Genomic DNA, 11,296 nt, shown 5'->3' with positions numbered 1-11,296 from the left:
ACGATCGAAGTCAGGGACCGGGTTCCCTGGTTCATCCCACCCCCGTATATTGACCCAACCCAGAAACCCCGACAAAACCACTACCACCGAGACCGAAACCCACTGCTCTAAGGCCCGAGACTCCCCAAACTCACGCTGGCGCAAATGGTTGCCGCAAACTCCCACCGCGGCATAGGGTCCCGTCATGGACATCATTCTGGTACCCGGATTCTGGCTGGACGCATCCTCATGGGACGAAGTCACTCCCCCGCTTACCGCTGCTGGACACCACGTCCACCCGCTTACCCTTCCGGGGCTGGAGGCGAAAGATGCGCCACGAGCCGGAATTGGTCTCCGCCAGCACATTGACGCGGTGGTGACCGCGGTGGATTCCATCGGCGGACCTGTGGTCCTAGTGGGACACTCGGCTGGCGGGGCGATCATTTACGGCGCCATCGATCAGCGGCCCGACGTCGTACTCCGGGGCGTCTACGTGGACAGCGGTCCCCTCGGTGAGGGCTGCGTCATCAACGACGAGCTGCCGTCGGATGGGGATGACCTGCCGCTCCCCCACTGGGATGACTTTGAGGACGAAGATCTTGTGGACCTTACCACTGAGCTGCGGGAAGCCTTCACCCGGCGGGCGATCCCGCAGCCCAAAAGCGTGGCGACCCAGCAGCAACGGCTTCACGATAAGCGCCGCTTTGGAGTCCCCGCGACCGTGATCTGCTGCGAATTCAACTCAGCGCAGCTCAGACACTGGATCGAGGCCGGCGATCCCAATGTTGCTGAACTGTCCTACATCATCGATGTCGAGTATGTTGATCTGCCCACCGGACACTGGCCACAATTTACTCGTCCGACCGATCTGGGCGCAGCGATTCTCGTTGCCGTCGATCGCGAGCCATCACCAAGTCTCTGCGTCAAGAAAAGTGCCAGACCTGCAAACACGCTGTGGGTCAACCGCTAAGGTGCGGGTGAAACACTATTCTGGGGACCGAGTCGGAAAGATCGGAGATCGACGGCAGGATCGGGGCAGAAGGGCACCCGCGGGACACGCAGCTCCGGTGTACCGGAAAGACTCCGGATCGGGTCAGGAGCCGCTGATATTGACCAGCCAGTCGACGCCATACCGGTCGGTGCACATGCCGAAAGTGTCGCCCCACGGCGCCCGCTCCATTGGAACGGTGACCGAGCCGCTGCCCGAGAGCTCATCCCAGTAGCCGCGAAGCTCCTCCTCATTCTCACCGCTCAGCGACACCGAAAAATTGTTGCCCTCCGTGTACTTCATGCCGCTCGGAACGTCTGCACCCATCAGCACCAGGCCAGCCTCGGTCTCCAGCTGCCCATGCATGATCTTCTCGGCATCTGACGGGTCCCGGGCGGCCTGGTAATCGTCGAAGGTACTCATGGTCAGCTCACCGGCGAAGACCGACTGATAGAAAGTCAGCGCCTCCCGCGCATTGCCTTGAAAATTCAGGTAGGGGTTCAGACGAGTGGTCATCACAATCTCCTTCGGTTCTGACGGAACTATTGCTGACAGACCCCTGTGGCCTGCCCGTCGGCGCAACTGACCCAACTCCGGGTCAACTGGTGGTGGCGAACCGCTTGGCTGAGCGTGCCTTATGCTTCTCGGCTTCAACCTCGCGATCCTTCGGTGGCGCTGTGGTGACCAGGTCCTCGAGCAGGTGCGCTGTCACATGGGCGATGCGTTCGACTGCAGCGTCGAACACCTCCTGGTTCGCCTTTGACGGACGAGTTGATCCACTGATTTTGCGCACAAACTGCAGGGCAGCTGCGTGGATTTCATCGTCCGTAGCGGACGGTTCAAAATTGGACAGACTACGGATGTTTCTGCACATGTTCCATAGCGTAGGCCTAGTTCACCAGCGGGGGAATAGCCACTTCGGTGCAGCTCTCCGGCATTCCAGGTCTAAAGTTGGAGCACTCTCAAGCGAAGGATCACGATGCATTTCGAACGACACGGCAGCGGCAAACCCCTTCTCCTGGTGCACGGCCTCGGATCGAGCCTTCGCACCTGGGACCCGATCGTGCCGGCGCTGACGGCCGAGCGTGACGTGATCGCCGTCGATCTGCCCGGTTTCGGGCAGACCCGTCCCCTGATCGGGACGGTGACGGTGGGCACCCTGGCCGACGCCGTTGAGCGCTTCATCCATACCGAGGGGCTGACCGGAATAGATCTGGTGGGGAGTTCAATGGGCGCGCGGATAGTTCTCGAACTGGCACGGCGCGGTCATGCCGGCACCGTCGTCTCACTGGACCCGGGCGGATTCTGGAACGGCGGCCAGCGGCGGGTCTTCGGCGCCAGCATCACCGCTTCCATCGCGCTGGTGCGTGCCATCCGGCCGGCGCTCCCGTTCCTCACCCGCTCGGCCGCCGGCCGGAGCGCGCTACTTGCCCAGTTCTCGGCGAAGCCCTGGCAACTCGATCCGAGCCTGGTGCTGACCGAGCTGGAAGGCTTCTCGACCTCTCCCAGCCTTGACGAGGCCCGCCGTTCGCTGATCGAGGGCCCGGTACAGCAGGGCACCCCGGCAGGATCCCTCGCGGGCACCGTGGTGATCGGATGGGGCCGTCAGGACCGGGTCACCGTCCCCAGCCAGGCTGCTACCGCACAGAAGCGATTCCCCGACGCGTCGCTGCACTGGTTCGACGAGTGTGGCCACTTCCCGCACTGGGACCAACCCGAACAGACCGCACGCCTGATCCTGGAGAGCACGTCCTGAACCGGCGACTGGTTGCCGCCTGGCTGGCAATCGATCTGGCACTGATCGTTGTATTCGCTGCGACCGGGCGTTCCACCCACGAATCGGGCCTGGCTCTTCTCGGTATCTTGAGCACCGCCGGGCCTTTCCTTGCTGCCTGCTTGCTGAGCTGGGGCGTGACCCGGGCGTGGCGGACGCCCGCCGCGCTATTGCCCACCGGCATCCTGATCTGGCTCGGCACGGCCCTCGGCGGTCTTGCCCTGCGCGCTCTTCTTGGCGGCGGAATGGCAGTCAGTTTCCAGCTCATCGCCCTCGGTGTGCTCGGCGTCCTATTGCTCCTCCCCCGCGCCGTCTCGGCGCTGATCATGCCACGCCGCACCACTTCAGGATAGGTTTGTTGGGGACCGTAACCACCAGCCACTTCCGCCACCCTCGCCAAGGAGATACGCCATGATCACCGCCTTTGTCCTGATCCAGACCGATGCCTCACGGATTCCCGAGTGCGCCCAGGAGATCTCCGACATCGAGGGCATCAGCGAGGTGTACTCGGTGACCGGCGAATGGGACCTCATCGCCATCGCCAGGGTCAGCCGCCACGAGGACCTCGCCGACGTAATTGCTGACCGGCTCTCCAAAATTGACGGCGTTGAGTCCACCACTACCCAGATCGCGTTCCGCTCCTACTCGAAGCATGATCTGGATGCCGCCTTTTCGCTGGGCTTCGAAGGCTAGGATGCGGGTCGAAATCGCGGTTCAGGATACCGCCGGTGCCGCGATTGCGTACGACGCCGGTGCGGTGCGCGTCGAGCTGTGCATTGGCCTCCCGCTGGGCGGGCTGACTCCCTCGATCGGATTGATCCGGCAGGTCCGGACGACGGTTCCGGCGCTGCCGCTTCACGTGCTGATCCGTCCCCGGCCTGGAGGATTCAGGTACTCCCCCGTCGAGCTTGATTTGATGGCCGACGACATTGCGACGGCCGCCGCTGAGGGAGCGGCGGGCGTTGTCGTGGGGGTCCTGACCGGGGCAGGCGGGGTGGACGCCGGTGCCATCCGCACCCTGCGCCAGGTGGCTCCGGAACTGGACTACACTTTCCACCGGGCAATCGACCACACCCCTTCACCGCTCGGCGCACTGGCCCCCATCAAGGACGCCGGATTTGCCAGGGTCCTGGCCTCCGGTGGCGCACCCACAGCGGGGCGGGGCATCACGGCGCTGCGGGCCATGGCAGCGGCCAGTAGCGGCCTGACCATCCTGGCCGGCGGTGGGGTGGTTCCCGACGACCTGCCGCGGCTCGCGGCCGCCGGCATCACCGAAGTCCACCTCTCGGCCAAGGCAACCCATCACCCCTCCGGAGTAGGCGTGCCTCTCGGCGCCGCCGATACCGAGGGGAACAGCTACCAGGCCACCGACCCGCTGCTGGTGACTGCGGTGATCCACGAGGCTAACCTACTGAGCTAGGCCGAACCGCCGGTCACCCGCACCCATTTCTCCAGAGACGCCTGAGCCGCTCCGGAATCAATCGAGCGCTCGGCCCGCCGCATTCCCGCCCGGATCCTGTCCACCAGCGGTTCCTCGTGATCGGCGCCGTACGCTACCAGTCCGGCTGCAGCATTCAGCACGACGGCGTCCCGCACCGGCCCTTGTTCTCCCGCCAACAGGGCGCGCACCACCCGGGCATTGCTTACCGCGTCTGCACCGCGAAGAGCGTCGACCGGCGCCACCGGCAACCCAAAATCGTCCGGGTGAACCGTCTGCTCGGTGACGGCGCCATCCCGGACCTCCCAGATGGTTGACGAGCCACTGGTGGTGAGCTTGTCCCGCCCGTCGCTGCCACGGAAGACCAGTGCGCGGATGCTGCGCGCAGCCAGCACCCCTGCCATCAGTGGCGCCATCCGCTCACTCGCGCAGCCCACTGCCTGTGCATCGACCCCTGCCGGGTTGCTCAGGGGTCCCAGAAAGTTGAAGGCAGTGGGAATCCCAAGCTCACGCCGCGGGACCGCCACATGGCGCATGGAGGGGTGAAACACCTGAGCGAAACAGAACGTGATTCCAGCCTCCTCGGCCGAGCGGGCGACGTCGTCAATCGACAGGTCGAGCCGAACTCCGAGCGCCTCGATCACGTCGGCGGCACCGGCGGACGATGACGCGCTGCGGTTGCCATGCTTGACTACCCTGGCGCCGGCACCCACCGCAACCAGCGATGACATGGTGGAGATGTTCAGCGTATTCAGGCCGTCCCCACCTGTGCCCACAATGTCAAGGGTGGGCCCGGGCACCACGATGTGGTGCGCGCGGGCCAGCATCGCTTCCACCAGGCCGACCAGTTCACCAATCGTCTCGCCCTTGCTCCGCAGGCCGACCAGGAAGCCGCCAATCTGCGCATGGGAGGCCTCGCCCTCCATGATCTGGTCCATCGCCCAACGGGTCTGATTCGAGGACAGATTGTCCCCCCGGATCAGGGCTGAGATCAGTGCGGGCCAGGTCGGTGATCCGCTGGCGGGGCTGGAAATCGTCGTCACCCCTCAAGGTTATCTACGAATTGTAGAAAGTCATCTGTTGGCATCTTCCGCGCCGTTACTGGGCTGACGAGGCCACCTCGGCAGTGAGGACGCGCCGGAGCATCCCGTGCATTGGTGAACTGGTCCTTTTTAGAGACATAATGGCTCTGTGACATCTGCGACCCAAGCCCCCAGTACCACGGCGCATCCGACGCTGAACCGCCCCAACATGGTCTCCGTAGGAACCGTTGTTTGGCTCTCCAGCGAACTGATGTTCTTCGCCGGACTATTCGCCATGTACTTCACGCTGCGATCCACCTCGAGCGAAATGTGGGCACTGGAGACCGAAAAGCTGAACGTGCCGTTCGCCCTGATCAACACGATCATCCTCGTGCTGAGCTCGGTGACTTGCCAATTCGGTGTCTTCGCCGCAGAGCGGTTGCAGCCGCGCCGCGCCGGAAGCGTCTTCTCCCCCCTCAAGTGGGGCATGATCGAATGGTTCCTGTTGACCTTCCTCATGGGCTCCATCTTTGTGGCAGTGCAAGGCTATGAGTACGCGGTGCTGGTTTCCGAGGGCGTATCGCTCTCCTCCAACGCCTACGGTTCATCGTTTTACATCACGACCGGCTTCCACGGACTCCATGTTCTCGGCGGGCTGATCGCCTTCCTGTTCATCATCGGACGCGGCTTCGCCGCCAAACGATTCGGCCACTTTGAGGCCACCTCCGCAATCGTTGTGTCGTACTACTGGCACTTCGTTGACGTCGTCTGGATCGCGTTGTTCATCATCATTTACTTCCTGAAGTAACCCTTAGTTGAAGCTTCTTCTACTGGGTGTAGAATTCCATCAAGCGGTACCGGCAGTGATTGCACGACAGAAGGCAGGAACCAGCAAGTGAAGGCACTTTCGCAACGGCGACGTCATCCCCTGGCAGCGGTAGCTTTGTTGCTCATCGGATTACTCTTCACGGGCGGCGTCTATGCCCTGGCGAGCAGCACCAACGAAGCCAAGGCACAGAGCTTTTCCGCCGATGAGGTGGCCGAGGGCGAAAAGTTGTTCATCGCCAACTGCGCCACCTGTCACGGAGTCGGAGCCATCGGAACAGACAATGGTCCGTCGTTGGTCGGCGTAGGCGCAGCATCGGTTGACTTCCAGGTCGGCACCGGCCGGATGCCAATGCAGATGCAGGGCCCGCAGGCCCAGGTCAAACCACCCCAGTTCAACGACGAGCAGACCATGCAGATGGCTGCCTACGTAGCCTCCCTCGGTGCGGGCCCCAGCATCCCCGGCGAGGAAGACCTGGACACGAGTGACGCGGATCCCGCCAACGGCGGCGTGATCTTCCGAGTGAACTGCGCCATGTGCCACAACGCGGCTGCAGCGGGCGGCGCCCTCACCCGTGGAAAGTTCGCGCCAGCCCTCTCTGGTTCGACGGCGAAGCACACGTACGAGGCGATGGTCACCGGTCCGCAGAACATGCCCGTCTTCAACGATGCGAACATCACTCCCGAAGACAAGCGCGACGTCATCGCCTTCCTTGAGACGATCGACGAGCAGGGTTCCCCGGGCGGCGCCGATCTGGGCGCACTCGGCCCGGTCTCCGAAGGCCTGTTCATCTGGGTAGCCGGGCTGGGCGTCATCATCGCCTTCACCGTCTGGCTCACGGCTCGATCGTCCTAGCCCACCATGATGCACTCCCCGGGTAACGACACCACACTCAATAACACACCACAAGCAGAGTTTCATCAGAAGGATGCGAGGGATCATGGCCGATCATAGTCACGGCAGTCCAGAGAGTACTGGCGTCGTAGCTAGGCCCGGTCAGGGCGATGTGCAGAAGTTCCAGAACCCTGGATTGCCACCGCACCGTCCCCGCCTTGCTGACAGGGACCCGCGAGCCGAAAAACGTGCCGAACGGCAGGTAGCGATCCTCTTCCTGGTGTCGATTCTTGGCACCGTTCTGTTCTTCGTCGGCTACTTCCTCATTCCCCTTGATGAGACCATCGCGACCCTTCGCCTGCAGAACCTCACCCTCGGCCTCGGCACTGCATTCGCCATGCTGGGGATCGGCGTGGGCATCGTGCACTGGGCCAAGACCCTGATGCCCGACCACGAAGTGTCCGAGGACCGTCACGAGATCCGCACCGAGGCAGACCGCGCGGACGCCGAGAAGATCATCAACGACATCGTTGAAGAGACCGGCATCAAGCGTCGCCCCCTCATCCGCAACACCCTGCTCGGTGCCATGATCCTGGCTCCCCTTCCAGCAGTCTTCATCTTTCGCGACCTCGGTCCCCTTCCCGGCGATTCGCTACGGCACACGTTCTGGGAATCGGGTATGCGGCTGGCACGGGACCCGAGCGGTACCCCCATCAAGGCTTCCGACGTGACCGTCGGGTCGGCGTTCCACGTCATCCCTGAGGGACTCTCGGACTCCGAGCACTACCTCGAGGAGAAGGCCAAGGCAGTTGTGCTGTTGATGCGCCTGAACCCCGAGTCGCTCAACCCTTCCCCGGAACGCGAAGACTGGGGCTACGAGGGTATTGTCGCCTACTCCAAGATTTGCACGCACGTGGGTTGCCCTGTTGCTCTGTATGAACAGCAGACCCACCACCTGCTTTGCCCGTGCCACCAGTCGACGTTTGACCTGACGCAGGAATGCAAGGTCATCTTCGGTCCGGCTACACGACCGCTACCGCAGCTGCCCATCGCCGTTGATGACGAGGGCTACCTCATCGCTACCAGCGATTTTCAAGAGCCTGTAGGACCGAGTTTCTGGGAGCGTGGCTGACATGAGCAGCACCACAACGCACAGCACCTATCAACCGAAAACCAGCGTTGGAAAAATCACCGACTACGTCGACTCACGGGTCGGCGGATCGGGCATGGTCAAGGAATTCGGCCGGAAAATATTCCCGGACCACTGGTCCTTCATGTTCGGAGAGGTGGCCCTGTATTCATTCGTCATTCTGCTCCTTTCCGGGACTTTCCTGACCTTCTTCTTCGATCCCTCGATGGCGGAGACCCATTACGAGGGCAGCTACATACCGCTGCGCGGCGTGGAAATGTCCGAAGCCTATGCCACGTCACTGAACATCTCGTTCGATATTCGTGGTGGGCTCTTCATGCGTCAGGTCCACCACTGGTCGGCACTACTCTTCGTAGCGGCCGTCTCGGTTCACATGCTCCGTGTCTTCTTCACCGGGGCGTTCCGCCGGCCACGTGAGCTCAACTGGGTGGTGGGTTGCGTCCTGCTGATCCTGGCGATGGCTGCCGGTTTCACCGGATACTCCCTCCCGGATGATCTGCTCTCCGGTAACGGTCTGCGCATTATCGATGGTGTGATCAAGTCCATTCCGGTCGTCGGTACCTACATCAGCTTCTTCCTCTTCGGTGGCGAGTTCCCGGGTACGGTGATCATCCCCCGGCTGTATGTACTGCATATCCTCCTGATCCCGGCCATCATCTTGCTGTTGATCGTCATTCACCTGTTCATGGTGGTCACCCACAAGCACACCCAGTTCCCCGGCCCGGGCCGCACGAACGACAACGTGGTCGGTTTCCCCGTGGGACCGGTTTACGCGGCGAAAGCTGGTGGATTTTTTTTCATCGTGTTCGGCATCATTGCAGCCATCTCGGCAGCCTTCACGATCAACCCGATCTGGAACTACGGCCCCTACGATCCCTCCCCCGTATCGGCGGGCACCCAGCCCGACTGGTACATCGGTTGGGTAGACGGCGCGCTGCGGCTGATGCCTGGCGTTGTCGGGGGCTTCCCACTGGAATGGGAACTCGCCATGCCGTGGGGCGTGAACACGCTCTCCCTGAACGTGCTCATTCCAGCGCTCGTCCCTGCCGGGATCGTCTTCACCCTGATGTTCGCCTGGCCGTGGATCGAGTCCTGGTTGACGAAGGACAAGCGCGAACACCACCTGCTGGACCGTCCACGCAACGCACCGTTCCGTACCGCAGTCGGGGTTGCCGGTGTCACGTTCTACTGCATCATGTGGGCAGCAGCCAGCTCGGACCTGATCGCCACCCACTTCTTCGTTTCACTGAACGACGTCACCTACTGGTTGCGGGTGTTGTTCTTCGTGGGCCCGGTCATCGGCTTCATGGTTGCCCAGCGCATCGCCTTGGCCCTGCAGCGCAAGGATCGTGAAATCGCGCTGCACGGTCGGGAGACCGGCCGGATTGTGCGACTCCCCCACGGCGAGTTCATTGAGGTGCACGAACCGCTTGATGAGTACAAGCGCTACAACCTGGTCAACTTTGAGTCCCATGGCGTCCTGCCCGCCGCGGCTGATGTCAACGGACATGTCACGAGGACCGAGAAGGCGCGTGGACGGTTGTCACGCTTCTTCTTCGAGGATCGGGTCGCTCCGGTAACTCCGGCCGAACTGGAAGCAGCCCACTCCCACGAACACCACGACGCTATCGCTGAACAGCACGACAAGGCCGCGGTTTCACGATAGGTCCCGGAAGGAGAGACCCGGTCCAGTTCTATGCTGGACCGGGTCTTTCGTTTCATGTCCCCAGAGGCTACCCTCCTGGGCTTCTGGCTGCCATCCCTGGCAGTCAGTGACTGTTGAGCCGGTTGGCGGTATAGGCGCGCGGAGAACGTACCCCTGGGCGCTGGAGCGGAACCCAAAGCTTGTAACGGTCCGCCCGATAGTAGGACACCGAATAGTCGATCATCGACCTCGCCACATAGGCGTGCCGCTGAATTTTCAGGAGCGGCGCCCCCAGATCCACGTTGAGCAGCCTGGCTATCGACGCGGACGCTGCCGTCGCCTCAATGGTATCCTCCCCCCACTCCATCACCAGTCCAAACCGTTCGCTGAGGACGTTGTATAGCGAGGTCGGCGCCGGTTGCTCAAGAATTCCCGGCACCCGGTGGGCCGGGATGAAGTTTTCGTCAACACTCATGGGTTCGCCGTCGGCCAGCAACTGTCGCCTGAACCGCACCACCGGCTGGCCCTGTTCCAGTTGCAGCTCCCGTGCGATCAGGGGCGTAGCCCCGATCTGTTCGAAGCTAAGGACACGGGCGTCGGGAACCATGCCGCGCCGATGCATCTCTTCGCTGTAGGAGGTGAGCTTCATCTGCAGGTCGAGCTTCGTGTGTGCCACGAAGGTGCCCAGCCCCACGATCCGTTCAAGGATCTCCTCAGCAACCAGGGCGTCAATCGCGTGCCGCACTGTCATCCTGGCCACCCCGAAGTGTTGGGCGAGTTCCCGCTCGGATGGAATGGCGGTGCCAGGCTCCGCGTGCGCACTGATCAGCTCGCGAAGGATTTCCCGGAGCTGCACGTGCTTCGGCGTCGACGATTCGGGGTTCAACCCGCGCTCCAACGAGCGCAGCAACGTGTTCGACAACGCCAAGACCCTCCTTCGGGCAGCAGGCAACATGGGTGCTCCCATTCTAGGGGCCAGATTGATGCGGCTTCATTGGCCGGATATGGGCCAAACGTCAGTGGTCCTGTCCAGGCTTAGCGAGGTATCGTTCACTATCGTTATATATCGTTGGAGACGACTCAGGAGACTATCATGCGCAATTCTTACCCGGCTGGCGGATTCGGCGGCAACAACATCGATGGTATGTGGCAGGCGGTTGAAGAACTGCGGTCACGGTTCGAAAAACGGGCGGGCACCCGGGCTGGCCGAGGCGAGGTGCGGTCGGCGGTCCTCGCTCTTCTTGCTGAGCGGCCAATGCACGGTTACCAGATCATTCATGAAATCGAGGAACGTAGCGGCGGCAGTTGGAAACCAAGCGCCGGCTCCGTCTACCCCACCCTGCAACTCCTGGCCGATGAGGGCCTCATCAGCGCCGAGGAGTCCAACGGACGAAAGATTTATTCACTGACTGAGTCAGGCCGCGAAGAAGTGGCGGGTGCGGGCGCCGCGACACCATGGTCAGCGACTGGGCAGGGAACCGGGGCGGGGTTTGCGGCTTTACCCAAGGCGGGCGTTGAACTGGCACAGGCTGCCGCTCAGGTAGGCCGAACGGGATCCCCGGAGCAGGTGCAGGAGGCCATCAAGGTCCTCAACGATGCCCGTCGTCGGTTGTACTCCATCCTCGCCCAGGACTGACGCG

15 protein-coding genes are annotated in these 11,296 nt (G+C 62.5%); 10 read left to right on the top strand and 5 right to left on the bottom strand.

From position 1 onward, the window contains the following. Positions 1-186 (bottom strand): hypothetical protein (locus ACX80A_RS13725; protein ID WP_459260313.1); only part of this gene is annotated, 186 nt, incomplete at its 3' end. Between ACX80A_RS13725 and ACX80A_RS13720 the strand changes: the two genes are divergently transcribed. Then, positions 185-949 (top strand): alpha/beta fold hydrolase, encoded by a 765-nt coding sequence (locus ACX80A_RS13720; protein ID WP_459260312.1) that lies wholly within the window; start codon positions 185-187, stop codon positions 947-949. The two genes, ACX80A_RS13725 and ACX80A_RS13720, sit on opposite strands and share 2 nt — an antisense overlap. A 123-nt stretch (positions 950-1,072) precedes the next feature. On the opposite strand, the gene ACX80A_RS13715 is transcribed toward ACX80A_RS13720, so the two are convergent. Both ACX80A_RS13715 and ACX80A_RS13710 read right to left on the bottom strand, forming a co-directional pair. Beyond that, entirely contained in the window at positions 1,073-1,483 is a 411-nt protein-coding gene (locus ACX80A_RS13715) for a VOC family protein (RefSeq protein ID WP_459260311.1), read from the bottom strand. A gap of 82 nt (positions 1,484-1,565) precedes the next feature. Further along, positions 1,566-1,841, bottom strand: a complete 276-nt coding sequence (locus tag ACX80A_RS13710; protein WP_459260310.1) for a DUF2277 domain-containing protein — start codon at positions 1,839-1,841, stop codon at positions 1,566-1,568. Between the two features lie 105 nt (positions 1,842-1,946). Here ACX80A_RS13710 and ACX80A_RS13705 point away from each other — a divergent pair, with 105 nt between their 5' ends. From ACX80A_RS13705 to ACX80A_RS13690, 4 genes are read left to right on the top strand one after another with little or no spacing between them, the layout of a single operon-like run. Beyond that, complete coding sequence (locus tag ACX80A_RS13705; RefSeq protein ID WP_459260309.1) at positions 1,947-2,723, top strand: alpha/beta fold hydrolase; 777 nt, start codon at positions 1,947-1,949, stop codon at positions 2,721-2,723. Then, a complete protein-coding gene (locus ACX80A_RS13700; RefSeq protein WP_459260308.1) occupies positions 2,654-3,094 on the top strand; it encodes a DUF3054 domain-containing protein in 441 nt (146 codons plus the stop codon). Before ACX80A_RS13705 ends, ACX80A_RS13700 begins: the two co-directional genes overlap by 70 nt. Positions 3,095-3,152: 58 nt before the next feature. Then, positions 3,153-3,434, top strand: a complete 282-nt coding sequence (locus tag ACX80A_RS13695) for an Lrp/AsnC family transcriptional regulator (RefSeq protein WP_459260307.1) — start codon at positions 3,153-3,155, stop codon at positions 3,432-3,434. A gap of 1 nt (position 3,435) precedes the next feature. Then, the gene (locus tag ACX80A_RS13690) at positions 3,436-4,161 is read left to right on the top strand and encodes a copper homeostasis protein CutC (protein ID WP_459260306.1); all 726 of its coding nucleotides are present in this window, start codon (positions 3,436-3,438) and stop codon (positions 4,159-4,161) included. On the opposite strand, the gene trpD is transcribed toward ACX80A_RS13690, so the two are convergent. Beyond that, positions 4,158-5,222 (bottom strand): anthranilate phosphoribosyltransferase, encoded by a 1,065-nt coding sequence (gene trpD, locus ACX80A_RS13685; protein ID WP_459260305.1) that lies wholly within the window; start codon positions 5,220-5,222, stop codon positions 4,158-4,160. The two genes, ACX80A_RS13690 and trpD, sit on opposite strands and share 4 nt — an antisense overlap. 148 nt (positions 5,223-5,370) lie before the next feature. Here trpD and ctaE point away from each other — a divergent pair, with 148 nt between their 5' ends. From ctaE to qcrB, 4 genes are all read left to right on the top strand, one after another. After that, positions 5,371-6,009 carry an aa3-type cytochrome oxidase subunit III gene (ctaE, locus tag ACX80A_RS13680; protein ID WP_459260304.1) on the top strand — a complete coding sequence of 213 codons (639 nt, stop codon included), beginning with the start codon at positions 5,371-5,373 and terminating at the stop codon, positions 6,007-6,009. 87 nt (positions 6,010-6,096) lie between these two features. Next, on the top strand, positions 6,097-6,882 hold the full coding sequence (qcrC, locus tag ACX80A_RS13675) for a cytochrome bc1 complex diheme cytochrome c subunit (RefSeq protein ID WP_459260303.1): 786 nt from the start codon (positions 6,097-6,099) through the stop codon (positions 6,880-6,882). A gap of 85 nt (positions 6,883-6,967) precedes the next feature. Then, positions 6,968-7,993 carry a cytochrome bc1 complex Rieske iron-sulfur subunit gene (gene qcrA / locus ACX80A_RS13670; protein WP_459260302.1) on the top strand — a complete coding sequence of 342 codons (1,026 nt, stop codon included), beginning with the start codon at positions 6,968-6,970 and terminating at the stop codon, positions 7,991-7,993. Position 7,994: 1 nt separating this feature from the next. After that, the gene (gene qcrB, locus ACX80A_RS13665; RefSeq protein ID WP_459260301.1) at positions 7,995-9,677 is read left to right on the top strand and encodes a cytochrome bc1 complex cytochrome b subunit; all 1,683 of its coding nucleotides are present in this window, start codon (positions 7,995-7,997) and stop codon (positions 9,675-9,677) included. A gap of 103 nt (positions 9,678-9,780) precedes the next feature. Here qcrB and ACX80A_RS13660 read toward each other — a convergent pair whose 3' ends face one another. Further along, entirely contained in the window at positions 9,781-10,566 is a 786-nt protein-coding gene (locus tag ACX80A_RS13660) for a GntR family transcriptional regulator (RefSeq protein WP_459260316.1), read from the bottom strand. A 183-nt stretch (positions 10,567-10,749) separates the two neighbouring features. On the opposite strand from ACX80A_RS13660, the gene ACX80A_RS13655 reads away from it, so the two are divergent. Continuing rightward, entirely contained in the window at positions 10,750-11,292 is a 543-nt protein-coding gene (locus tag ACX80A_RS13655; RefSeq protein WP_459260300.1) for a PadR family transcriptional regulator, read from the top strand. Positions 11,293-11,296: the final 4 nt, after the last annotated feature.

Source organism: Arthrobacter sp. TMN-50, assembly GCF_054511125.1.
The sequence above is the reverse complement of the archived record's forward strand: the minus strand, read 5'-3'. Positions and strand labels throughout refer to the sequence as shown.